This window comes from Catenulispora sp. EB89 (genome assembly GCF_041261445.1).
In the GTDB taxonomy this organism is placed as follows: domain Bacteria; phylum Actinomycetota; class Actinomycetes; order Streptomycetales; family Catenulisporaceae; genus Catenulispora.
Genome location: NZ_JBGCCU010000036.1, coordinates 65,113 through 89,173, shown reverse-complemented (window position 1 = coordinate 89,173; position 24,061 = coordinate 65,113). Strand labels below are relative to the sequence as shown.

At 70.7% G+C, this 24,061-nt stretch carries 20 protein-coding genes and 1 pseudogene; 7 read left to right on the top strand and 14 right to left on the bottom strand.

The window, feature by feature from the left end:
* Positions 1-140: 140 nt before the first annotated feature.
* A complete protein-coding gene (locus tag ABH920_RS45240; protein ID WP_370355534.1) occupies positions 141-1,310 on the bottom strand; it encodes an acyl-CoA dehydrogenase in 1,170 nt (389 codons plus the stop codon).
* A gap of 120 nt (positions 1,311-1,430) precedes the next feature.
* Between ABH920_RS45240 and ABH920_RS45235 the strand changes: the two genes are divergently transcribed.
* Positions 1,431-2,285 (top strand): 3-hydroxybutyryl-CoA dehydrogenase, encoded by an 855-nt coding sequence (locus ABH920_RS45235; RefSeq protein WP_370355533.1) that lies wholly within the window; start codon positions 1,431-1,433, stop codon positions 2,283-2,285.
* A gap of 36 nt (positions 2,286-2,321) precedes the next feature.
* On the opposite strand, the gene ABH920_RS45230 is transcribed toward ABH920_RS45235, so the two are convergent.
* Positions 2,322-3,557 carry an MFS transporter gene (locus ABH920_RS45230; RefSeq protein ID WP_370355532.1) on the bottom strand — a complete coding sequence of 412 codons (1,236 nt, stop codon included), beginning with the start codon at positions 3,555-3,557 and terminating at the stop codon, positions 2,322-2,324.
* A 308-nt stretch (positions 3,558-3,865) separates the two neighbouring features.
* Between ABH920_RS45230 and ABH920_RS45225 the strand changes: the two genes are divergently transcribed.
* The 4 genes and pseudogenes from ABH920_RS45225 to ABH920_RS45210 form a co-directional block, all read left to right on the top strand.
* Positions 3,866-5,053, top strand: coding sequence for a GNAT family N-acetyltransferase (locus ABH920_RS45225; RefSeq protein ID WP_370355531.1), 1,188 nt, complete (start codon positions 3,866-3,868; stop codon positions 5,051-5,053).
* 151 nt (positions 5,054-5,204) lie between these two features.
* Positions 5,205-6,728: an aldehyde dehydrogenase family protein gene (locus ABH920_RS45220; protein ID WP_370355530.1), complete on the top strand. Its 1,524-nt coding sequence runs from the start codon at positions 5,205-5,207 to the stop codon at positions 6,726-6,728.
* A gap of 110 nt (positions 6,729-6,838) precedes the next feature.
* A complete protein-coding gene (locus tag ABH920_RS45215; RefSeq protein WP_370355549.1) occupies positions 6,839-7,174 on the top strand; it encodes a DUF779 domain-containing protein in 336 nt (111 codons plus the stop codon).
* A 211-nt stretch (positions 7,175-7,385) separates the two neighbouring features.
* Positions 7,386-8,247 (top strand): annotated as a pseudogene (locus ABH920_RS45210) (IS30 family transposase); the annotation flags it as partial.
* Between the two features lie 58 nt (positions 8,248-8,305).
* On the opposite strand, the gene ABH920_RS45205 reads toward ABH920_RS45210, so the two are convergent.
* Entirely contained in the window at positions 8,306-9,235 is a 930-nt protein-coding gene (locus ABH920_RS45205; RefSeq protein ID WP_370355529.1) for an LD-carboxypeptidase, read from the bottom strand.
* Positions 9,236-9,247: 12 nt separating this feature from the next.
* Entirely contained in the window at positions 9,248-9,850 is a 603-nt protein-coding gene (locus ABH920_RS45200) for a TetR/AcrR family transcriptional regulator (protein ID WP_370355528.1), read from the bottom strand.
* Positions 9,851-9,907: 57 nt separating this feature from the next.
* Between ABH920_RS45200 and ABH920_RS45195 the strand changes: the two genes are divergently transcribed.
* Complete coding sequence (locus ABH920_RS45195; RefSeq protein WP_370355527.1) at positions 9,908-10,753, top strand: class I SAM-dependent methyltransferase; 846 nt, start codon at positions 9,908-9,910, stop codon at positions 10,751-10,753.
* A gap of 94 nt (positions 10,754-10,847) precedes the next feature.
* On the opposite strand, the gene ABH920_RS45190 is transcribed toward ABH920_RS45195, so the two are convergent.
* The 6 genes from ABH920_RS45190 to ABH920_RS45165 all read right to left on the bottom strand — a co-directional run bounded on the left by ABH920_RS45190 (position 10,848) and on the right by ABH920_RS45165 (position 17,903).
* A complete protein-coding gene (locus ABH920_RS45190) occupies positions 10,848-12,002 on the bottom strand; it encodes an anhydro-N-acetylmuramic acid kinase (protein WP_370355526.1) in 1,155 nt (384 codons plus the stop codon).
* Complete coding sequence (locus tag ABH920_RS45185; RefSeq protein WP_370355525.1) at positions 11,999-13,042, bottom strand: ABC transporter ATP-binding protein; 1,044 nt, start codon at positions 13,040-13,042, stop codon at positions 11,999-12,001. Before ABH920_RS45185 ends, ABH920_RS45190 begins: the two co-directional genes overlap by 4 nt.
* On the bottom strand, positions 13,039-14,073 hold the full coding sequence (locus ABH920_RS45180) for an ABC transporter ATP-binding protein (protein WP_370355524.1): 1,035 nt from the start codon (positions 14,071-14,073) through the stop codon (positions 13,039-13,041). The genes ABH920_RS45185 and ABH920_RS45180 overlap by 4 nt, the downstream gene beginning before the upstream one ends.
* Positions 14,070-14,975 (bottom strand): ABC transporter permease, encoded by a 906-nt coding sequence (locus ABH920_RS45175; protein WP_370355523.1) that lies wholly within the window; start codon positions 14,973-14,975, stop codon positions 14,070-14,072. The genes ABH920_RS45180 and ABH920_RS45175 overlap by 4 nt, the downstream gene beginning before the upstream one ends.
* Position 14,976: 1 nt before the next feature.
* Entirely contained in the window at positions 14,977-15,969 is a 993-nt protein-coding gene (locus tag ABH920_RS45170; protein WP_370355522.1) for an ABC transporter permease, read from the bottom strand.
* Between the two features lie 83 nt (positions 15,970-16,052).
* The gene (locus ABH920_RS45165) at positions 16,053-17,903 is read right to left on the bottom strand and encodes an ABC transporter substrate-binding protein (protein ID WP_370355521.1); all 1,851 of its coding nucleotides are present in this window, start codon (positions 17,901-17,903) and stop codon (positions 16,053-16,055) included.
* A 237-nt stretch (positions 17,904-18,140) separates the two neighbouring features.
* Between ABH920_RS45165 and ABH920_RS45160 the strand changes: the two genes are divergently transcribed.
* The gene (locus ABH920_RS45160; RefSeq protein WP_370355520.1) at positions 18,141-19,064 is read left to right on the top strand and encodes an N-acetylmuramic acid 6-phosphate etherase; all 924 of its coding nucleotides are present in this window, start codon (positions 18,141-18,143) and stop codon (positions 19,062-19,064) included.
* Between the two features lie 220 nt (positions 19,065-19,284).
* On the opposite strand, the gene ABH920_RS45155 is transcribed toward ABH920_RS45160, so the two are convergent.
* From ABH920_RS45155 to ABH920_RS45140, 4 genes are all read right to left on the bottom strand, one after another.
* A complete protein-coding gene (locus tag ABH920_RS45155; RefSeq protein ID WP_370355519.1) occupies positions 19,285-20,478 on the bottom strand; it encodes a hypothetical protein in 1,194 nt (397 codons plus the stop codon).
* A gap of 300 nt (positions 20,479-20,778) precedes the next feature.
* Complete coding sequence (locus tag ABH920_RS45150; protein WP_370355518.1) at positions 20,779-21,720, bottom strand: GNAT family N-acetyltransferase; 942 nt, start codon at positions 21,718-21,720, stop codon at positions 20,779-20,781.
* 231 nt (positions 21,721-21,951) lie between these two features.
* Positions 21,952-22,920: a MurR/RpiR family transcriptional regulator gene (locus ABH920_RS45145; RefSeq protein WP_370355517.1), complete on the bottom strand. Its 969-nt coding sequence runs from the start codon at positions 22,918-22,920 to the stop codon at positions 21,952-21,954.
* Positions 22,917-24,059 (bottom strand): serine hydrolase domain-containing protein, encoded by a 1,143-nt coding sequence (locus tag ABH920_RS45140; RefSeq protein WP_370355516.1) that lies wholly within the window; start codon positions 24,057-24,059, stop codon positions 22,917-22,919. Before ABH920_RS45140 ends, ABH920_RS45145 begins: the two co-directional genes overlap by 4 nt.
* Positions 24,060-24,061: the final 2 nt, after the last annotated feature.

The window sequence follows — 24,061 nt, the reverse complement described above, 5'->3', positions numbered from 1 at the left end:
CCGCCGGCGAAGCGCGACTCGCCAACTTCACCTTCCGCCCTCTGACGGACCGGTGACGGACCAGAGCCCCTGACGATGCGTCAGGGACGGTTTCCCCAAGCCTCGCGCCCATATCGAGAAACCGCCCCTGACCTGCGAAATCAGATGTTCACATTACCGCTCAGCACCTGCCGAGCCATCACAATCCGCTGCACCTGGTTCGTGCCCTCATAAATCTGCGTGATCTTCGCATCCCGCATCATCCGCTCCAGCGGATAGTCCTTCGTGTACCCGTACCCGCCGAGCAGCTGCACCGCGTCCGTCGTGACCTCCATCGCCACGTCCGAGGCGAAGCACTTCGCCGCCGCTCCGAAGTACGTCAGGTCGCTGTCTCCGCGCTCCGACTTCGCCGCCGCGGTGTACGTCAGCTGGCGCGCCGCGGTCAGCTTCATCGCCATGTCCGCCAGCATGAACTGGATGCCCTGGAAGTCGGCGATGGCCTTGCCGAACTGCTTGCGCTCCTTCACGTAGTTCGACGCGTAGTCCAGTGCGCCCTGCGCGATGCCCAGGGCCTGCGCGGCGATCGTCACGCGGGTGTGGTCCAGGGTGCGCATCGCCGTGGCGAAGCCCGTGCCCTCGGCGCCGATCATGCGGTCGGCGGGGATGCGGACGTTGTCGAAGTAGACCTCGCGGGTCGGGGAGCCCTTGATGCCCAGCTTCTTCTCCGGGGCGCCGAAGGTGACGCCCTCGTCGCCCTTCTCGACCACGAAGGCCGAGATGCCCTTGGAGCGGGCTGCGGGGTCGGTGACGGCCATGACCGTGTAGAACTCCGACACGCCGGCGTTCGTGATCCAGCGCTTCACGCCGTTGAGGATGTAGTGATCTCCGTCACGCTCGGCGCGCGTCTTCATGCCGGCGGCGTCGGAGCCCGCGTCCGGCTCGGACAGGCAGTAGGAGAACATCGCGCTGCCGGCCGCCAGCGGGGTCAGGTACTTCTGCTTCAGCTCCTCCGAGCCGGACAGGATCACCGGCATCGAGCCCAGCTTGTTCACCGCCGGGATCAGCGAGGAGCTGGCGCACACCCGGGCGACCTCCTCGATCACGATGCACGTCGCGAGGGCGTCGGCGCCCTGGCCGCCGTACTGCTCGGCCACGTGCACGGCCGCCAGGTCGGAGGAGACCAGGGCGTCCAGCGCCTCCTGGGGGAAGCGGGACTGCTCGTCGACCTCGGCGGCGAAGGGCAGGATCTTCTCCTCGCACAGCGAGCGCACCGCCTCCCGTAGCAGGTCGTGCTCCTCGGAGACCTTGAACAGGTCGAAGTCGGCGGCCATGGCTCGCTCCTAGGCTGAAGGTACTGGGTACCCTCGATTATCCACACTCGGTGCCACGGATACCCTGTGGTACGCACCACAAGTGCTGCACAAGCCGCAACACCTGAACCGGAGGCATCGGTGATCGAACGAGTCGGAGTGGTCGGGGTCGGCCAGATGGGAGCGGGCATCGCGGAGGTCTGCGCACGCAGCGGGCTGGACGTGATCGTCGCCGACGAGAACGCCGAGGGCCTCAAGCGCGGGCGCGACCGCATCGCGGTGTCCCTCAAGCGCGCGGTCAAGGCCGGCAAGATGAGCGAGGCCGACGCCGAGGCGGCTCTGGGCCGGATCCGCTTCACCGAGGACCTGCAGGAGTTCGCCGACCGGCAGCTCGCGGTGGAGGCCGTGGTCGAGGTCGAGGCGGTCAAGACCGCGGTGCTGGGCAAGCTGGACCTGATCCTGCCCGAGGACGCCATCCTGGCCTCCAACACCTCCTCCATCCCGATCATGCGCCTGGGCACGGCCACCACCCGGCCGCACAACGTGGTCGGCGTCCACTTCTTCAACCCGGTCCCGGTGCTGAAGCTGGTCGAGGTCATCCCCTCGCTGGCCACCAGCGACGAGACCAAGGCCCGCGCCGTGGCCTTCGTCGAGCAGCTGGGCAAGCAGGCCGTGGTCGCCCAGGACCGCGCCGGGTTCGTGGTGAACTCCCTGCTCATCCCCTACCTGCTGGCCGCGATCCGGATGGCCGAGGGCGGCTTCGCCTCCGCCGAGGACATCGACTCCGGCATGGTGCTGGGCTGCGCGCACCCGATGGGCCCGCTGGCGCTGTCGGACCTGATCGGCCTGGACACGGTGAAGCTGGCCGCCGAGGCGATGTACGAGGAGTTCAAGGAGCCCCTGTACACCCCGCCGGCGCTGCTGCTGCGCATGGTCGAGGCCGGACGCCTGGGCCGCAAGGCCGGGCGCGGGTTCTACGAGTACGCGAGCGTCTAGGTCGGCGGCTGGGCAACAGCGTCCGGCCCAGACCGCCTAGGCCGGGGCTCCGACTACGGGACCGGGATCGGGCTCCTCCTCGAGGTCCCCGATCCCGACCCCGCGCACCGAGGACAGCAGCAGCGGTGCGAGCATCGCCGCCGCGAACAGGATCCCGGTGGTGAACATGACGCGGCGCGCGCCGAAGGCGTCGGCGATCGGGATGATCGTCAGCTGCCCCGCCGGGACGGCCAGGGCGCGGCCGAACTGGTCGTAGGACACGACGCGGGACATCATCTCGTTGGGGACGTACGTGTGCAGCGACGTGTCCCAGGCCACGGACGCGAACGTGATCCCGAACCCCGCGACGAACGACGCCGCGGCGACCGCCGCCACCCCCGCGTTCAGGCCCAGCAGCAGGTACGGCACCGCCTGCAGCGTGATGGCCAGCTGCCCGACCAGCAGCGGCCGCCGCACCTTCGTCCGGATCATCAGCACACTCATGACGAGCTGCCCCGCCGCCCGGCAGCTGATGATCACGCCCCAGCCTTCGGCGCCGAACGTCTGCTTGGCCAGCACCAGCCCGAGCACCTGCCCGGCGCCCATCTGCAGGAAGCCGGAGACCGCGAACGCGGCGGTCATCGACCAGATCCAGGAGGACGAGCGGAAGTACGTCCAGCCCTGGCGCAGCTCGGTGAACAGCTTCCGGTCGCTGCGCACCCGCCGGCCCTGCACCGGGATGAAGCAGAACACCGCGCCCGCGACGAAGAACGACGCCGAGTCCGCGACCAGTGCCCAGCCGCCCCCGACCGTGCTGACCAGCACGCCGCCGACCGTCGGTCCGAGCACCTTGGCCGCGTTGCCCACGCTGGCCAGCAGCGAGTTCGCCTTCTGCAGCCCGGCGGGGCCCACCAGCTGCGGCACGATCCCGCTCAGCGACGGCCCGGTGAACGCCGACAGCACGCCGGTCACGAACGCCAGGCCCATCAGGTAGCCGACCGGCTGCTTGGCGAGGATGCAGAACGCCATCGCGCCCTGCGTCACCCCGAGCCCCACGTGCGTGACCCGCAGCAGCAGCGCCTGCCCGAGCCGGTCGCCGATCCCGCCGCCGATCAGCAGCAGGGCGACGGTCGGCAGCATCTGGGCACTGATGACGATGCTCAGGTCCCGCGGGCTGCCGGTGAGCTGCAGGACGGCGAAGAACAGCGCGATCTGGCTCGCGGCGCCGCCGGTCACGGAGATCGACTGACCGATGAAGAAGCGGCGGAACGGCTTCTCGCGAAGCGGATTCATGATGGCGATCCCCACAGCCGGACGGCACAAGGATCGCGAGGCTAGCAGCGGTTTCCGCCGGTCCGCACGTGGTTTTCCGCGCGGTCGGAAGCGGAGGCGAGCCAGGTCGAGCGCTGACTCGGCTACCAGCCCGGCCGGAATATCCGCGCCGCGCCACCCCCGTCGGGTCACAGGCCAGATGGCCGATAACCTACGTCTTCAACGATTTTCTGAGGAAGGGCACTAGGATCTGACGCGCGCCGGTGATCGTCGCGGAAGACCGCCGGTTGCTGGCAGACCAATCCACAGCTGAAACCACGGGGCATCTGATGTCGGCATCGACCAGGCGGGACACCGGTTGGACCGCGGAAGTCATCTCGGGAGCCGACGCACTCGACAACCTGGCAACCGAGTGGGACCACTTGTTCAGGCGCTCCTCAGCGGCGACTCCGTTCCAGTCGAGGATCTGGCTCTCGTCGTGGTGCCGGTGGTACGGGCCGGCGAACGGCCGCCTGTGTCTGGTCTGTGTGCGCTACCAGGGGGTTCTGGTCGCCGCCGCGGCGCTCGTCCTCACCAGGCAGCGGCTGTGGCGGGTGCTCCGGCCGGCGGGCGTCGAGCAGTCCGACTTCTGCGACGTCCTGGTCGACGACTCGGGCGACGGCGTGCCGGACGCGCGGACCAGCGTCGGACGGCTGGCCGCGGCGATCCGGAGCGAGCTGCGCTTCGACCTCCTTGACTTTCCCGACGTGCGGCCGGGCAGCGTCCTGGCCCGGGTCCGCAACGACTGGCCGGGCGGGACGACGGAGATCCCCGGCGCGGTGTGCTTGTCCCTACCCGGGGTGCCGATGGAGGAGCACGTCGAGGCGATAGAGGCGACCAAGATCCGGCAGCAGTTGCGCCGGAGACTGCGCGAGCTCGACCGGGTCGGCCTGGAGGTCCGCCTGGTTTCGGCGGACGAGTCCGAGGACGCGGTGGCCAGGTTCCTCGAGCTGCACCGCCGGCAGTGGGCCGATCGTTCGGTCAACTCGGAACATCTGACAGAGCGTTTCAGAGGGCATCTCACGGCGGTGCTGCGAGCCTCGACCGAGGCCGGCGAGACCGCCGGCTTCCAGACCGTTCTCGCGGAGTTCTCGCTGAAGAACAAGGAGACGCTCGAGGTCGAACACGTCGCCTCGGACCTCCTGATCGTCGGCCGGTCCATGGTCGGCGCCTATCTGTACAGCTATCTGCCGAGCCTGCGGTCCCGCGTCGATGTGTCCGTCGCTCTCACGCGCGCCGCAATGGCGATGACCGCCGAACGAGGCGTTCCAGAGCTGTCGCTGCTCCGTGGCACCGAACAGAACAAGTACCAGTTGTCCCCGAATCAGGTGCAGAGCGTCCGGATCGTCCTGGCGGACGGGGTCTGGGGGGCCGTCGGGCTCTGGGCGATCCGGGGGTGGCGGTTGACCGCGAAGGCCGTCAAGCGCCTGGACGCGGCGGTGGTGCGCCGGGTGCGCCGGGTGCGGCGGTCAGGGTAGTCGGCGCGGCAAACCTCCCGACCCACCGAATACGCAGATCCGCGTACAACGCTGTGAACAGCCCTGACATCCGCATTAGCGTCACGCGCGTGCCTCCGTGCCGGCCACCGGCGGCACCGCCCGAAAACGCCGGCGAACGTGGGAGGTCCCCATGACCGTGTACCTCGCGCCGGGTCGGCCCGACGCCCTGATGAGCTACCAGCCCCGGTACGACCACTGGATCGGCGGGGAGTACGTGGCACCCGCCGGCGGGCAGTACTTCGAGAACCCGACGCCGATCACCGGGCAGCCGTTCTGCGAGGTGGCGCGGGGTACCGCCGACGACGTCGAGCGGGCCCTGGACGCCGCGCACGCCGCGGCGCCGGCCTGGGGCCGTACCTCGCCGGCCGCGCGTGCCGAGATCCTGAACAAGATCGCCGACCGGATGGCGATGAACGTGGACCGGCTGGCGCTGGCCGAGTCGTTCGAGAACGGCAAGCCGATCCGCGAGACGCTGGCCGCCGACATCCCGCTCGCGATCGACCACCTGCGCTACTTCGCCGGGGCGATCCGCGCGCAGGAGGGCGGCCTGTCGGAGATCGACGAGGACACCGTCGCCTACCACTTCCACGAGCCGCTGGGCGTGGTCGCGCAGATCATCCCCTGGAACTTCCCGATCCTGATGGCGATCTGGAAGCTGGCCCCGGCGCTGGCCGCGGGCAACGCCGTGGTGCTCAAGCCGGCCGAGCAGACGCCGGTGTCCGTGCACTATCTCATGAGCCTGATAGCCGACCTGCTGCCGCCGGGCGTGGTGAACATCGTCAACGGCTTCGGCGTCGAGGCCGGCAAGCCGCTGGCGTCCAGCGGCCGAGTGGCGAAGGTGGCCTTCACCGGCGAGACCACCACCGGCCGGCTGATCATGCAGTACGCGTCCGAGCACATCAAGCCGGTCACTCTGGAGCTCGGCGGCAAGAGCCCGAACATCTTCTTCAACGACGTCTCCCGCAACCGCGACGACTTCTACGACAAGGCGCAGGAGGGCTTCGCGATGTTCGCCCTGAACCAGGGCGAGGTCTGCACCTGCCCCAGCAGGGCCCTGATCCAGCGCGGCCACTACAGCGACTTCCTCGCCGACGGCCTCGCGCGCGTCGAGCGCATGAAGCAGGGCAACCCGCTGGATTCGGAGACGATGGTCGGCGCGCAGGCCTCCAACGACCAGCTGGAGAAGATCCTGTCCTACCTGGAGATCGGCCAGAGCGAGGGCGCCAAGATCCTGATCGGCGGCGAGCGCGTGGACCTCGGCGGCGAGCTGTCCGGCGGGTACTACGTGCAGCCGACGGTGTTCGAGGGCGACAACTCGATGCGCATCTTCCAGGAGGAGATCTTCGGCCCGGTGGTCGCCGTGACCCAGTTCGACCACTACGACGACGCGATCCGCATCGCCAACGACACCCTCTACGGGCTCGGCGCCGCGGTCTGGACCCGCGACGGCACCACGGCCTACCGCGCCGGCCGCGCGATCCAGGCCGGCCGCGTCTGGACCAACTGCTACCACCTGTACCCGGCGCACGCGGCCTTCGGCGGCTACAAGAGCTCCGGCATCGGGCGCGAGAACCACAAGATGATGCTCGAGCACTACCAGCAGACGAAGAACCTGCTGGTCAGCTACTCGGCGAAGGCGATGGGCTTCTTCTGATGCCGGAGGCGAACGCGACCGCGGCGGCGACCCGCGACGCGGCCGGCCCGGCGCCGCGCGACGGGCTCGGCGCGCCGTCCCGGGTGGCCGTCACCGACGCCGCGGCGGCGATGATGCTCAAGCTCTACACGGCGCACGGCCCGCTGATGTTCCACCAGTCCGGCGGCTGCTGCGACGGCAGCTCCCCGATGTGCTACCTGGAAGGCGAGTTCCGCACCGGGGCCTCCGACGTCCTGCTGGCACGCCTGGCGGTCGAGGGCATCACGGAACCGGTGACGTTCTGGATGGGCGCCGAGCAGTTCGAACGCTGGCGCCACACCCACCTGACCGTGGATGTGGTCCCGGGCCGCGGCGGCGGGTTCTCGCTGGAGGCGCCGGAGGGGGTCAGGTTCCTGATCCGCTCGCGGCTTCTGACCGACGCCGAGGACGCGGTGCTGAACCGGTAGGGCGGGCGAGGCGGGGCGGCGGCGGGCTGACGTGGTCCGCCGCCGCATCGCTGCTCCGATCGGGCGGACTTCCCTCCGGGGCCCTTCCTTCGGCGGTTGACGAATCGGGATAATTCATACGAGGGTGGTTAGTCCCCCGCTTAGGTTCTTGTGAATGTTGCAACGCTCCTGGTTGGAGGGTTGTTGTGGGGTTTGAGGTTCGGGTGGATCGGAGATCCGGCGCAACCGGCACCCGACCAGCGGGCAGTATCGCCCGCGGTCGGCCCGGACCCGGGCCGAGTCCCGGCGTCCCCGACCCAAGCCCCGGAAGATCGACGTGTTCCCGGAACTGCGGGCGTTCGTGGTGGCCGGCCTGGCCCGCAAGTGGAGCCCGGAGCAGATCTGCGAGGCTCTGTGTATGGAGTTCCCCGACCGCCCTGAGCTGCACCTGGCCATCGAGACCGTGTATCAGGCGTTGTATGTGCAGGGTCGCGGTGAGCTGCGCCGGGAGCTGGCCGAGGCGCTGCGCACCGGTCGGATCCGGCGCCGGCCGCGTCGGCAGGTCGGCACGCGGCAGCCGCGGTTCACCGACCCGATGGTGATGGTCTGCGACCGTGCCGCCGAAGTGGAGGACCGGGCGGTCCCCGGCCACCGGGAGAGCAACCTGATCATCGGCAAGGGGCAGAAGTCGCAGACCGGGATCCTGGTCGAGCGCTCCACCCGGTACGTCATGCTGGTGCACCCGCCCGCCGACCGCACCGCCGAGACGATGCGCGCTGACCGCGACCGTGCAGACCTTGCCCGCTCATCCGGTCCGGTCGCTGACCTGGGACCAGGGCGCCGAACTCGGCGGACACAAGGCGTTCACGATCGACACCGGCGTCCCGGTGTACTTCTGCGACCCCGGCAAACCGTGGCAGCGTGCCTCGAACAAGAACACGAACGGCCTGCTGCGCCAGTACTTCCCGAAAGGCACCGACCTAGCCGTCCACAGCCCAGACCACCTCGCGGCCGTCGCCGCCGAACTCAACAGCCGACCCCGCAAGACCCTGGACTGGCAGACCCCCGCCCAACGACTGGCTATGCTCCTCTGAACACATAGTCACGCGTTGCGACGGCCCCACGAATCCGCCCGGATCGGGGCGGGGTGTCTTACCGCCCCGGAGCCAACGGCGGCTCCAAAAACGTCAACGTCGCCGCCCCGGTGTCCAACCGCGCCCGCACCCCCAGCGGCAGCGACTGCATGAACACCCCGTGCCCGATGTCGGCCCCGAGCAGCACCGGCACGCCGAGGTCGCCGAGCCGGTCGGCCAGCAGTTCCTCGACCTCGGCAAGTGGGCCGCAGTCGTCCCAGGTGCCGCACAGGATGCCGCGTACGCCGTCGAGGTAGCCGCTGCGGCGCAGGTGGGTCAGGACCCTGTCGAGGCGGTACGGCTGCTCGCCGACGTCCTCCAGGAACAAGATCCCGTCGCGCGCCGGGACGGAGAACGGCGTCGCCAGCGATGAGGCGAGCAGGCTCGCGGTGCCGCCGACGGTCGGGCCCTCGGCGATGCCGGGCACCAGCACGCGCGTGTCCTGGAACACCAGCTCGGTGCACTTCTCCGGGGTCAGCAGCAGCCGCGCCAGCCCTTCGAACGACGGCACGCCGGAGCGGAACATCACGCTCGACACCATCGGCCCGTACACCGCCGTCCACCCGAACCGGCTGCGCACCGCCTCGATCAGTGCCGTGACGTCCGAGAACCCGACCACCACCCGCGGCTCCGGCGTCCCGACCGCGTCCCAGTCCAGCGCCTCCAGCGCGCGCTGCACCCCGTATCCGCCGCGTGCGCAGATCACCGCCGCGAACCCCGGCTCCCCCAGCGCCCGCGCCAGGTCCTCGGCCCGCACCTTGTCGTCGGCGGCCAGGTACGGGTACGGCCCCACCGACCGCGCCGACGGGAACACCTCCGGCAGCAGCCCCACGCTTCGCAGCGCCGCCAGCCCGAGGTCCAGTTCCTGGCGCCCGGGCGGCCCGCTGAGCGCGACGACGGCGACGCGGTCGCCGGACTTGAGGGCCGGGGGCGTGACGAGGGAGCGCATGATCCGACTGTCTCACGGGGAACGAGGAACGTTGAACCCGTCGACGAGCGCCGTCAGCGCGTCCCGCCACACCCGCTCGGCCACCTCGGCCGGGAACCCGCCGCGGATCTCCATGGCCGCCAGACCTTCGCAGAGTGCGTGGAAGGCGGTGGCGGCCCCGTTCGCATTGCGCGCACCCAGTCGGCCTTGCTCCTGAAGCCGGGCCACGCGGGCCTCGAGCACGGGCCAGGCCCGGTCCCCCGCCGCGCGGATCCCGACCAGCTGCCCGGGCGTGGCCTCGGTCTGCTGCACGCCGAGCCGGAACAGCGCCGGATGCTCCAGCACCAGACCGCGAAATCCCGTGACCCCGGCCTCGACCAGGTCGAAGGCGGCGTCGGGCGTGGTCGGCAGCGCCTCGACGGCGGCTCCGAGCAGGTCGAACATCCGGGCACCGAGAGCGGCGATCAGGCCGTCCTTGGAGCCGAACAGGCTGTAGACGGCACGCGTTGAGGTTCCCGCGTCGTCGGCCAGCGCGCGCACCGACAGGCCGCCGGGCCCGGTCCTGTCCACGATGCGCTCGGCGGAGTCCAGCAGTGCGGCGGCGACGCTCTCGCCGTGTTCTCTGGGGCGGCCCATGTTGCGAGTATACCGTAACACTGTTACGTTACAGCGTATCGAAATGAGGGAGCGATGATGTCCGAAAGCGACAGCACCACCGTGAACACCACCATGTCGGCACAAACCCCGCCGGCACAGACCCCACCGGACTGGGGACGCGGCCGGTACGAACGGACAGCGACCCAGCTCCTGCCCGCCGCGCAGACGGTGGTGGACGCCGCCGGCGTCGGTCCGGGAGAGCGCGTCCTGGACATCGGGTGCGGCACCGGGAACGCGGCGCTGATCGCGGCTCGCCTCGGGGCCCGGGTCACCGGGGTGGATCCGGCCGAACGGCTGCTCGACGTGGCCCGCGGCCTGGCCCGCGAGGACGGGCTCGACGTGAGTTTCCGCTCCGGCGACGCCGCCTCGCTACCGGTACCCGACGACAGCTTCGACGCCGTGCTGTCCAACTTCGCGGTGATCTTCGCGGCCGACGCGAACGCCGCGGTGGCGGAGATGGTGCGGGTCCTGGCGCCGGCGGGACGGATCGTGTTCAGCTCCTGGCTCCGGCACGGGGCGGTCGGGCAGCTCAGCGCGGTGGCGCCGGACCTGATCCGGCGCGCGCTCGACGCTCCGCCGCCGCCCAGGCCTTTCGCCTGGCACGACGAGGACGCTCTGCGAACCCTGTTCGCCGCTCACGACATGACCGTCACCGTCGCGCAGCACGACCTCGTCTTCACCGCCGAGTCGCCGGAGGCGTACCTGGAGGCCGAACGCCACAGCCATCCGTTGGCGGTCGCGGGCTTCGAAGTTCTCGAGCGGCTCGGCCAGGCCGAACAGGCGCACAAGCAGCTCCTGCAGATCCTCACGGACGGCAACGAGGACACCGGCGCCTTCCGAAGCACGAGCCGCTACCTGACGGTCACCGCGGTCGGACGGTAGGCGGCTCTGCGATCCGCCGGCCGGGGACGGTCAGCAGGGACGGGCAGCAAGGAACGGCCGGCAAGAATTCTGGGAACGGACCGCGCCGGCATCCCTACCCGCCGAACCGCACTACCCGAGGCGCCTTCTCCACCGCCTCCGGCAGCACCAAAGTCCCCCCGGCCGGCGGGCTGATCCGCCCGAGCACCCGCTCCCCCGCGGCGCCCGTGCAGGCCGCGATCGTGCCCGGCAGGCCGTGCGCGGTGAACCAGCCGATCAGTGCGAACGCGATCGCCTCCTTCGCGTCCGACGGCACCCGGTACGCGTCCGAGCGCAGTACCTCCACCCCCGGAAGCCGCTTCGTGATCCGCTTCATCAGCTCCGGGTTCTCCGCGCCGCCCCCGGACACCGCCAGCGTCGTGATGCCGTGCGAGCGCACTGCGTCGACCACCGTCATCGCGGTCAGCGTCGCCAGGGTCGACATCAGGTCCTCGGGCGTGAGGTCCGGGAACGGCTCGATGTGCGCGGCCAGGTACGCGTCGTGGAACAGTTCCTTGCCCGTGGTCTTCGGCGGCCGCCGTGCGTAGTAGGGCTCTGCCATGAGACCCGCGAGCAGCCCAGGGTGCACCAGTCCGGCGGCGGCGAGCCGGCCGTCGCGGTCGAAGGGCTTGCCCGTCAGCTGTCGGCACGCCGCGTCCAGGAGCGCGTTGGCCGGTCCGATGTCGAACGCCACCGGCGGATCGGCGACGACCGTCAGGTTCGCGATCCCGCCCAGGTTCAGCGCGCCGACCGGTCCCGGCAGCCCTCGGAGCAGCAGCAGGTCCAGCAACGACACCAGCGGCGCGCCCTGGCCGCCGGCGGCGACGTCGGCGGCGCGCACGTCCGACACCACCGGCACGCCGAGCCGCTCGCTGATCCACGCCGGCTGCCCGAGTTGCAGCGTGCCGAGCACCTCGCCGTCCTCGGTCCAGTGATAGAGCGTCTGGCCGTGCGAGCACACGACGTCCACCGGCCCCGCGGCTCGCACCGCGCGCGACGCCGCCGTCGCGAACGCCTGCCCGATCCCGGTGTCCAGGCGGCAGACCGCGCCGAGGTCGGTCGCGTGCGGCGGCAGCGCTGCGATGATCTGCGCCCGCAGGTCGTCCGGGTACGGGACGTGGTCGGCGTGGCACAGCTCGCCGACCAGCACGTCGCCGTCGAGCCGGAAGTCCACCAGCGCGACGTCGATCGCGTCGTGCGAGGTGCCGGAGCTCAGTCCCAGGACTCTCACGCGCTCGCGGCCCCGGCCTCGACGCCGACCACCCGGCGTGCCTCCGGGTAGAAGCAGGCGTGCAGATGATCGGATTCTTCGTCTGCGACGGCCCCGTCCCGGTCCCCGAGCGGCACCAACACCGGGTGCTTCTCAGCACACTGATCCTGAGCGAACGGACACCGCGGCTGGAACAGACACCCCGGCGTCACCGCCCGCTCGTCCAAAGCCGCCGTCGGCGCCGTCCGATCCGGCCCCGGCTCCTCCAGCCCTCGCATGATCGGCACCGCCGACAGCAGGCACTGCGTGTACGGATGCACCGGCGCCAGGATCACCTCGTCGGTGAGCCCGCGCTCGACGACCTCGCCGCGGTAGATCACGTGCAGCTCGCCGTCGTCGCCGACATACCGTGCGGTGGCCACGTCATGCGTGATGAACACCAGCGAGATCCCCAGCCGCGCCCGCAGATCGCGCAGCAGGCCCAGGATCCCCAGCCGCATCGACACGTCGATCATCGACACCGCCTCGTCGGCGATCAGCACCTTCGGATCCACGGTCAACGCCCGCGCGACGACCACGCGCTGCCGCTGCCCGCCGGAGAGCTGGTGCGGGTACTTCGGCAGCACAGCGTCGGGCTCCAGGCCGACCAGCGTCAGCAGCTCCGCGGCCCGATCGCGCCGGGTCCCGGCGTCTGCGCCGGTCTCCTTCGCGCGCATCCGCAACGGATCGCCGAGAATCGAGGCGATCGTGCGCGTCGGATTCAGCGCCGAATAAGGGTCCTGATGGATCATCTGGATCCGGCGGAAGTACTTCGCCCGCTGGTGCGGCTTGAGCCCGGACAGCTCCACGCCGTCGACGACCAGCTCGCCGCCGTCGAACGTCTCCAAGCCGGTGAGGATCTTCCCCAGCGTCGTCTTGCCGCAGCCGGACTCCCCGATGAACGACACCGCGCCGCCGTCCGGCAGCGTGAAGTCGACACCGCGCAGCGCGTGCACGGTCCGGGCGCCGGTGAAGGCGCTGTGCGTCTGGTAGGTGCGGGTGATCCCGCGCGCCTCGATCATGCCGGTTCTCCCACGGCGGCGGGTGTCCCGGGCGTCCCGGAGAGCACGGTGGACGGGTCGACGTGGCACGCGCGCCGGCGCCCGATCTGTTCCTCGGCCCCCACCTTCCAGGCCGCCAGCGGCGGCTCGACCTCGGCGCAGACCGCGAGCGCGAACGGGCAGCGGTCCCGGAAGACGCAGCCGACGCGGGCCACGGTGGTCAGGTCCGGCGGCCGGCCGGGCAGCGCGCGGGCGGCGTCGATGTCGCCGGTGATGCGCGCGGTGGCGCCTATCAGAGCCTTGGTATAAGGGTGCGTAGGTCGGCGCAGCACGTCCAGGAGCGGGCCGTCCTCCACGATCCGGCCGCCGTACATCACGGCCAGCCGGTCGGCGATCTCGGAGATCGCACCGATGTCGTGCGTGATGATCAGGGTGCTGAGCTGGTTCTCGTCGTGCACCTTGCGCACGATCTCCAGCACCGAGGCCTGCGAGAGCATGTCCAGCGCGGTCGTCGGCTCGTCGAGAATCAGCACCTTGGCATTGAGCACCAGGGCGAAGACGATGCCGATGCGCTGGCGCATGCCGCCGGAGAGCTCGTGCTGGTAGGAATCCAGCACCCGCTTGCCGTCCAGGCCCATCCGGTTGGCCAGGTCCAGGGCTCGCGCGATCAGCCCACGCAGGTCGGAGACCTCATGCGAGCGCCCGAGGTCCAGTAGCTGCTTGCCGATGGTCTTCAACGGGTTCAACGAGTTCTGCGATGCCTGGAACACGTAGCCGATGGCCCCGCCGCGCGCCTTGCGCAGCTGCTTGCCGCCGAGCCGCGTGAGATCCCCGACGCCGGCCACCTCGATCGTGCCGGCGGCGATCCGTCCGGGCGCCGGCACCGCGTTCAGCAGCGACAGCGCCAGCGTGGACTTGCCGGAGCCGGACTCGCCGACCAGGCCGGTGATCTCGCCGGCCCGAAGGTCCAGGGAGGCGTCGGCCACCGCCGGCAGCCAGCCGGCGGACGTCTGGTACTCGACCGTCAGGCCGCGTACTTGTACCTCGCTCACACGCGCTCCCTCAGCCGCGGGTTGAACAGTTCGTCGATGGCGTCCAGGAAGAGCACGATCCCCAGCGTCAGCAGCAGGATGCAGATCAGCGGCGCCAGCAGGTAGATCAGCGCCGACGGGGTCTCCATCGCCCCGCCGGAGAACACCGCCTGGTTCAGCATCACGCCCCAGTTGGTGCTGGAGAACGGCACCAGGCCCAGGAAGAACAGGCCGACCTCGGCGCCGACGAAGGCGATCATCGACAGCATCAGCTGCATGGTGGCGTAGGGCGCGATGTTCGGCAGCATCTCCTTGAAGATGATGTGCCGCCGGGACAGGCCCAGCCCGCGCGCCGCCTCCAGGAAGCCGCGCTCGCGCAGCGACAGCGCCTGCGAGCGCACGGCGCGGGCCACGCCGCCCCAGCCGGTGACGCCCAGCACCAGGCCCATCTCCCAGGGGCTGCCGAAGCTCCACACCGTGGACAGGATGATCAACAGCGGCAGGCCCGGGATGGTCAGGACGAAGTCCGTCAGGCGCATCAGGACACTGTCGGTCAGGCCGCGCTGGTAGCCGGCGACCAGGCCGACGGTGACGCCGAACAGGCTGGTGAAGAACGCCGACAGGGCCGCGGTGGCCAGCACGTAGCGCGCCCCGGTCACCACCTCCTGCAGCACGTCGGAGCCGGCGAAGTCGGTGCCCAGCCAGTGCTTGGCGCTGGGCCCGGCGTACAGCGCGTTCGGGTCGACGGCCAGCCGGCCGTAGAACCAGGGCCCGCAGATCCCCATCAGGACGAAGAACACGATGATGATCAGGCCGATCAGCCGGCCGGGCTTGCGGGTGACGGCCTTGCGGAAGGCGGTCAGCGCCGGGCGGCGGCGGCCCGCTCTGATGCCGGTCGGGGCGAGGTTCGCGGTCACGGCCATCTCAGCGCCTCACTCTCGGGTCGATCAGGGTGTAGCACAGGTCCGCGAGGATGTTCGCGACGATGATGGACACCGTGATCAGCAGGAACGCCCCGGCCATCACCGGGTAGTCGCGGGTGCCGATGCTCTTCAGGAGCAGGTCGCCGAGCCCGGGATAGTCGAAGGTGTCCTCGATGAAGAAGGACCCTGCGAACATCACGCCGAAGGACAGCGCCAGCACGGTGAACAGCGGCAGGATCGCGTTGCGGCCGATGTAGCGGGCCCGGGTGACCGGGGCGATGCCGCGCAGCTCGGAGGCGAGGATGAAGTCGTCGCCGAGCACTGACACCACCGAGGACTTCATCGCCAGCAGCCAGCCGCCGTAACTGAGCAGCGCGTACGCGCACACCGGCAGCACCGCGTGCTGCACCACCGAGCCGATGTACGGCACGTTCCAGCCCGGGTTGTACTGGATGTCGCTGGTGCCGGCGTCCGGCAGCAGGTTCCACTCCGTGTGGAACACCACCAGGAGCAGCAGGGCCAGGACGAAGGCGGGGACGCCGGCGACCAGCGAGCCGGAGACGGTCAGCAGACCGCCCCAGCGGCTGGACCGCTTGACCGCGGCGACGATGCCGGCGACCACCCCGAACAGGAAGCTGACCAGCAGCCCGGACAGCACCGGGATCACGGTCCACGGCAGCGCCGACCAGATCAGGTGGGTGACCGGGACGCCGGTGTAGCTGATCGACTGTCCCAGGTCGCCGTGCGCCAGCCGGCCGAGGTAGCCGCCGTACTGCGAGAGCAGCGGGGCGTGCGAGGTGAAGCCGTAGACCTGCTGCACCTTGGCCGAGGCCTGCTCCGAGCTCATCCCCGACATGATGTATTGCTCGTACTGCACATCACCGGGCTTGCCGGGCAGCGCGTGCACGAGGAAGAACGTGAACGTCACCACGACCCAGACCATCACCAGCCCGGTCAGGAGCTTGCCGGCCAGTCGCCGGGCGAATCCCGTCATCTTCCTCCCCTCCCTCTTGAGCGTCCTGTCATCGTCCTGGCCCTGTTCCTGTTCTCAGAACCCTTGTTTTAATCCCAGGGCCCTTACTTGCCCTGCACGTAGCCCTGCATCATCCACACCCCGGGCGGGTTGGCCAGCAGGGCGTCCTGCCCGGTCTTCGGGAAGTTCGTGAACCGCTTGTCCAGGGTGAACACCACGTGGGTGTAGTTCCAGATCTGGATCATCGGCAGTTCCTGGTTGGTGGCCGCGGCCAGCTGTGCGACGATCGGGGCCTGGCCGGACACCGGGGTCACCGACAGCTGCGCGGCGAGCTGGCCGGGGTCGATGCTCTGGCCGTTGACGGTGTAGGTGGCCGGAGTGTGCTCCCAGTTCGTCGGCGCGGCGTCGTTGTGCGTGGCCTGGCCTCCGGTGACGCTGTAGCCGTCGGCGGAGCCGTAGATGCGGGCGTAGGCCTTGTCGGTCTGCGGGCCCAGGGCCACCAGCCACCAGCCGACCGCGTACTTACCGGCGGCCATCTCCTTCTGGTAGGTGGCGAAGTCGGCGGTGATGGCCGCGGTGGTCGGGATGCCGAACTGGGTGAGCTCGTTGGCGATGATCGTGGAGGCCGCGATCCAGTCGGAGAAGCCGTTGACGGTCTGCAGGGTGATGGTCCACGGCTGGCCGTTCGGCAGATGCCACTTGCCGGAGCCGTCCTTGGTGAAGCCGGCGCCCTGCAGCAGGGACGCGGCCTTGGCGGTGTCCACCTTGTAGGGGTTCAGCGCGGCCTTCTGGTCGCCGGACAGGATCGAGTCGGACTGCGAGCCGACCAGGCCGGTGGTGGTCGGCGCGGCGATGCCGCCGACCGGCTCGCCGACCTTGGTGACCGCGTCGCGGTCGATGACGTAGGCCAGGGCCTGGCGGACCGGGGTGAGGTTGTACGGGGCCTGCTTCTCATTGAACGCGATCGAGGCGCTGACGTAGCTCGGGGCGTCGACGCGGGTGTAGCCGGCGCCCAGGACCTGGTTCAGGATGTTGGTGGGCATCGAGGTGTACGGCGCGAAGTCCAGCTCGCCGCCGTTCATGTAGCCCCAGATCTGCTGGTTGCCGGAGTAGCTGCGCAGGATGACCTGCTTCGGCGAGATCTTGCTGGCGGCGTAGAAGTACTGGTTGCGGTCCAGCAGCGCCTCGCCGGGGTTGACCCGGGTCTCCACGAACGGGCCGGCCGAGACGTCCTTGGCCGGGGCGAAGGCGGCGATGGTCTTGCCCTCGGCGGCCAGCTTGGTGGCGGCGGCGCCGGCGGCGGCCTGGTCGGTGCCCTGGACGGCGGCGATCTGGGTCCAGATGTCGGCCGGGAGCTGGCCGCCGTAGACCTTGTCGGACACGATCGTCGAGGTGAGCACCAGGCGCTGGAAGTACAGGTTCTTCACGCCGGGCTGCTGGTCGATCTCGATCTTGCCGCCGCCGAGGTCCTTGACATCGGACACCTCGAAGTTGCTGCCGGCCACGACGGTGCCGCCGGCGCTGGCCACTGGGCCCGCGGTGCCCTGCGTGTAAGCGATGGCGAGCGAGGTCTTGATGTCGGCGACGGTGACCGGGGTCCCGTCGGACCACTTGGCGCCGGGCTGGAGCTGGATGGTCAGGCCGGCGTCGGAGGCGGTCCAGCTGGCGGCCAGGCCGGGCAGCAGGGCGTTGGGGTCGGACGGGTCGTTCTTGGTGAAGCCCAGCTGCATCTGGTTGTAGCCGAGGAACATGTTGGGCGCGGCGTTGAAGGGGTTCATCGGCGCGCCGGCGGTGATCTTGTTGTTGGCGTCGATGCTGGTGAAGACACCGCCGGTGCCGCCACCGCCGCTCCCACCGTTGGATTTCTTCGCCGAGGAGCCGGAGCACGCGGACAGCGCGGTGGCCGCTATCGTCGCGACGGCTATGGCCGCGACCAGTGGTTTGGGTCGGGACATGGTCCTGACATCTCCGTTCGGGTCGGTGGGACGGGTCTGGGGTGCGGAAGGTGTACGGAAGGTGCGCGGAGCACTTGCGGACACGGCGAGGCCGGGTCGGTGTGTGGAACCGTAAGACCGGTCGACGAGCTACGTCAATGAGTTGCGCGAATCGCTTTCATTCCGTAACTTGCCAACGACGACCCCGCGCTGATCCCTTTCACCGACGCCGGCCGCCCCCGAGAGGAAACGCCACGCATGAGCCCCCTCACCCCGCCCACCGCAGAGCGCGTGGCCGCGCCGACCGAGGAACGCAACCCGGCGACCGCGGACATCGACGCCGTGCCGACGGTGGAGGTGCTCAGGCTGCTGAACGCCGAGGACGCCCGGGTCCCGGCCGCGGTCGCCGCGGTCCTGCCGGCCCTGGCCGAGGTGGTGGACGAGACCGTGCGCCGGCTGCGCGCCGGAGGCCGCGTGCACTACTTCGGCGCCGGCACCTCCGGCCGCGTGGCGGTGATGGACGCCGCGGAACTGATCCCCACCTTCGGCCTGCCCCCCGGCGTGGTCGTGGCGCACATCGCCGGCGGCATCCAGGCCCTGACCATCCCGGTGGAGGGCGCCGAGGACTCGGCGGAGGGCGGCGCAGCGGACGCCGCGGAGGTCACCGCCGCCGACGTGGTGGTGGGACTGACGGCGAGCGGCCGCGCACCGTACGTCGGCGGCGCACTGCGCGCGGCCCGGGCAGCGGGGGCGTTCACGGCACTGGTGTCGGCGAACCCGGACGCGGCCCTCGCGTCAGAGGCGGACGTGCACCTCGGCGCCGACACCGGGCCGGAGGCCATCGCCGGGTCGACGCGGCTGAAGGCGGCCACCGCCCAGAAGCTGATCCTCAACGGCCTGTCCACCGCCACGATGATCGCCCTGGGCCACACCTACTCGAACCTGATGGTCGACCTGGCCCCCACGAACACCAAGCTCCGCGGCCGCGTCCTGACCATCCTCACGGAGGCCACCGGCCTCCCGGAGCAGACCTGCGCCACCGCCCTCACCGCCGCCGACGGCGAACTGAAGACGGCCCTGGTCAGCCTCCTCGGCGCCCTGGCGCCGACCGATGCGCGCCGCGCCCTGGCCGCCGCCGGCGGGCAGGTGCGGGCGGCGCTGGCGGCCTCCGCGCGGACCTGAGACCTGCGCGGGGGCTGCCGCTCAAGCCGCCGCTCCTGCCTTTTGTGCTGGCATCGGGCGGAGGGCGGTTGATCTGTGCCCACAGGCGTCTTTAGGAGCCAGACGTCACCACCTGAGACCTGCGCGGGGGCTGCCGCTCAAGCCGCCGCTCCTGCTTTGTGTGCTGACGTCGGGCGGAGGGCGGTTGATCTGTGCCCACAGGCGTCTTTGGCGCCAGGCGTCACCACTGGCCCTCGTGGGTGAGGTAGTACTCCATCGCCGCCTGGAACGAGTTCAGGTACGCGGTGATGGCCTTGGGGACCAGGTCTTCGGCGTTGATCGGCTCGGTGTCACCGTCCTCGGCGGTGAGCTGCTCGCCGATGAAGCAGCCGGTGAGCGCGGTGAACCGGTCGTCGGTGGTCAGGCCGGACCCGAGGTACTGGAGCTGGTCGGTCTCCAGGGCGTGGATGGCGTCGCTGCCGGGGTCGATGCGGCCGTCGGGAGCGATGTCGCCGATGGCCGCCATGGTGGCCGCGTCGAAGACCCACGGCCGGGGGTCGCCCGGGTCCCAGAGCTCCGGCGGGTCGCTGCCGGCGACGACGGCGACGTAGAAGAAGCCGTTCACGGGATGGCCCCGCCGCTCCTCCCGCTGGACGGTGAGCAGGTCGATGTAGAACAGGCTGGGCTGGTCGTCGACGGCCGGGACGCCGTCGGGCGGGCCGATCGGGGACAGCAGTGGTGAGCTCGCCAGGATCAGGTACCTCAGGACCAGCGCCGGGGTCAGCTCCCCGACCCCGGTCAGCATCGCCGCGACGATCGCCCCCTCCACCAGCATCGCGACGGCGACCTCGGAGAACTGCTTCAGCCCGCTGTCGAAGCAGAGCTCGTAAAGGATCAGACCGTCCGTCTCCAGCCACCAGTGCAGGGAGATCTCGACCGGATACCCCTGCCATGCCCCGTTCCAGATGGTGAAGTGCTCGTCGGGCCGGTAGTCGAGCCCCGACTCGTAGGGAAGGTGGTACCTGGCGATGACGTCGTCGAAGTCCTCGATCTTCTCCTTGCCCTTGGCGCGTCCCGAATCCGAGGCGGGCTTGATCTCGTAGAACGCGCCAAGGCCGGAGGCGGTGTGCCGGACGATGTCGGGGATGGCGAACTTCTGAACCCCGGGCCCCTTCACGGCCAGACACTCCGCGGCGGCCGTCGGCGCCTGCACGTTCGAGTTGTGCAGGGCGAGGTATTCGGCGAAGTCGTTGCACGCGTGGGGTCCGCGGAACGTGTCGAAGTAGTCGGTCTGCGGACCGCCTTTGCGAGGGTCGAAGGGGAAGCACCCGCCGACATGGGCGCAGTAGTCGTTCTGGATGAGCTTCTCCACGAGCGCTGCGAAGCCACGCACGATGAGGCTGTCGGCCACGTACTGGCTGGGAGCGAAGCACATCTGCATGGATCCCTCGCTTCGACAGGCGGTGGGGCACCCGCGGGCCCGAGGCGCACCCGGTTCCCGACACCGCGATCGAACGCCCCGCGGTCGCCGAGCGCAGGCGGGCCCGTCCGTCGTGGCCGCCACCCGGGCTCCAACGACCACGACCAAGATCGGTAACGAAACCGCGACGGGACCGAGCAGGTGATCACCGATTCGGCCCAACAGCCCCTTGCCGTGATCGCTGTGATCCTTAGGGCCGCCGGCACCCGGGCCGAGGTGCGCAGTCGCCGGCGATCCGCGAGCTGGGGCCGCCCCTCACCGGCTCGTCACCCGCAGGTAGTACCCGTCCGGATCGAAGACCCGAAAGTCCCGCAGCCCCCAAGGCTGCTCCGTCAGCCCGTCCGCGATCGGCCATTCGCTCTCCAGCGCGCGCCGGTGCGCCGTCTCGACGTCGTCGACCTCCAGCACCAGTTCCGCCCCCGACGGGATGCTGCGCACCGCCAGCTCCAGATCGCCCCAGGAGCGGACCGCGCCGATGCGCGCCGTGCCCAGCGCGACGGCGGCGTAAGGGCTGTCCGTCGCGCGGCGGTCGTCGGACAGCGTGAAGCCCAGCACTCGCGTGTAGAAGTCCACGAACGCGTCCAGGTCCGCCACGAACACCTCCACCCGCAGCGCCGCCTGGTGCTCCCGGGCCAGCATCCCCATGTGCACGGCGTCGTGCCAGCGGCCGCCTCTGAACATCGCTTCGCGGCGGCGGCCCTCCTCGACGAAGCCGGCCTTGCGGTAGGCCGCCATGGCTGCTGGGTTGTCGCCGTTGACGTTCAGCTCGATGCGGTGCAGGCCCAGCTCCGTGAAGCCGTAGTCCACGATCGTCCGGACCGCGTCCGTGCCCAGGCCGCGGCCCTGGTGCGGGGCGCCGATCATCACGGCGAGGGTGGCGCAGCGGTCCTTCACCGTCGCGCCGAACAGTGCCACCTGTCCGACCAGGTCGCCGCTCGCCAGTTCCACCACGGCCAGGCCGACGTCGCTGCCGATGTTGGCGCACCAGGCCTGGAACGTCGCCGCGACCTCGGCGGCGGGCTTGGGGACGAACGGCCCGCTGGTCTGCCGGGCCAAGGTCGCCGGGTCCGACCACCACGCGACCAGCGAGTCCAGGTCCGACTCCCGCAGTACCCGGAGCCCGACCAGCCGGCCCCTCAAGGTGAAGTCCACCGAAGTGGAGTCCGCCGAGGTGAAGCCCGGCACAGTGACATCCATCGAATCCGCCCCTCCCGCCGACGGTGGCGCGGCGCCGGCGTCGGCATGGTTCACAGGGATCGTATCGATCACAGGCCAAACCGCCAGCGACCATTACCGGCCGCCGACCCGCGCGCGATCCGCCCGCCCGCCGCCGACCGCAATCGGCCCCGCCCACCTGCCTGCCTGCCGCCGCCCGCCATCCGGGGCCGTCGGCAGCAACCCGAGCCCCACCGACGGCGAGCCGGCCCCCTACCGCCCCCGAGCCCCCTGCACCGCACTCCGCGTCCGCTCCAAAGCCCGCGTCGTCCGGCTGAAGTTCCGCTGCGCCACGCCGACGAACAGGCAGTCCACCACCGTCAGCGCCGCGATGCGGCTCGCCATGGCCCCCGACCGGAACGTGGTCTCCCGCACCGCCGTCGTGAGCACCAGGTCCGCCACGTCCGTGATCGGGGAGCGCGGGAAGTTGGTGATCGCGATCGTGCGCGCGCCGTTGTCGTGCGCCTCGGCCAACGCCGTGACCGTCGCCGGTGTGGCCCCGGTGTGCGAGATCCCGATCGCGACGTCGCCGCGCCCCAGCAGCGCCGCCGACGTCAGCGCCGCCTCGGCGTCCGGCCAGGCGAACGCGCGGTGCCCGATGCGGTGCAGCTTCTGGTGCAGGTCCAGCGCGATCAGCGCGCTGGCCCCGATCCCGTACACGTCCACCGCCCCGGCCGACACCACTGCGTCCACCGCGCGCTCCAGCACCTCCAGGTCCAGCTGCGCGACCGTGTCCTCGACCGCGCGCGCGTCGGCGTAGCCGAGCTTGGTGACCACGTCGGCCAGCGAGTCGCCGGGCCCGATGTCGCCGCCGGCGGTGTGCGTCATGGCGGCGGCGTCCTCGATGCCGGCCGCGGCGGCCAGGCCGATCCGCAGCTCCGGGTAGCCCTTCAGGCCGACCGCGCGGCAGAAGCGGATGACCGTGGTCTCCGAGGTGTCGCAGTCGGCGGCCAGCTCGCTGATCGTCTTGGCCGCGACGCCGGCCGGATCGGCGATCGCCGCCTCGGCGACCCGCCGCTCCGACGGCGGCAGCGTCGGCAGCAGAGCCCTGATCCGCACCAGCACGGTCGGCGGCGGCCCGGCCTCGCCGACCAGCAGGGAAGCCGCGGCTGCGACCGTCGCCACGCCGCCGGAGCCCGATCCGCGCGCGCCGCGGGAGGGCCGATTCGCGCCAGTGCTCATGTTGTGATCCTAAAGCCACCGTCGGCGTCGCCGGCACCGGCGTTGAGGCTGCCGCCGGAGCCGCCTTCGGGCACGTCACCAGGCGGGACGGGCACGCCCGCCGCGACCCCGAACTCGGCGGCGACCGCGCCGTGCAGCGAGCGCCGCAGCTGCCGCGCCCGGTTGTCCCGGCCGTAGAGCACCGCGTTGGTCAGCAACACGCACCAGATCCCGGACACCGGATCGAACGCGAGGCTGGTCCCGGTGAACCCGGTGTGCCCGGCCCCGCTCAACGGCCACTGGTCCGACATGAAGTCGTACGAGTCGCCCCGCAACGTCCAGCCAAGCCCGCGCCGACCGTCCAGCCCCTCGGTCTGGCACCGCAGCGCCTCGGCGCGGATGGCCGCGCCAAGGATCGGGCTGTCGTCGGCGAGCCAGCCGGCGCGCAGGTATTTCGCGAGGTCAGAGGCGGTTCCGAAGAGACCGGCCTGACCCGCGACGCCCCCGAAGCTCTCGGCGTTCTCGTCGTGCACGACGCCCGCCTTCGGGTCCTGGCGCTCCGGGTCGTCGAACCAGTTCGCCTCGGTGGCGGCGAAATCCGACGTCTCACCGACAGGCCGGAACCCGGTCGAGGCCATCCCCAGCGGCCCGGCCACCAGCTCGCCGAACGCCTCGTCCAGCGGCCGGCCCGCCACCTCGGCCACGATCCGCCCCAGCATGATGAACCCCAGGTCGGAGTACTTCACGACGCTCCCCACCGGCGACTCCAGCGGCTCGGCGACCACCGCCGCGAACCGCTCCTCGGCGGTCCCGGGCATCCGGTAGACCTCGCTGACCGCGGGCAGCCCGGAGGAGTGCGTCAGCAGGTGCCGGAGCGTCACGCGGTCCTTGACGGCGCCGTCGCCGAAGGCCGGCAGGTACTTCGCCACCGGATCGTCCAGCCCGACCTCCCCCGCCTCGGCCAGCCGCAGCACGCAGGGCAGCGTCGCCGTCACCTTCGTCAGCGACGCCAGGTCGTAGACCGTGTTTGGCCCGACGCCGGCGCCGAACGCCGCGACCCGGGCCGGGCCGCCGGTCCCGCGGCCGTAGGCCAGCACCGCGCCGGGCACCACGCCCTCGCGGACGGCCTCGGAGACGATCTCGCCGGGCTCGGTGCTCATCA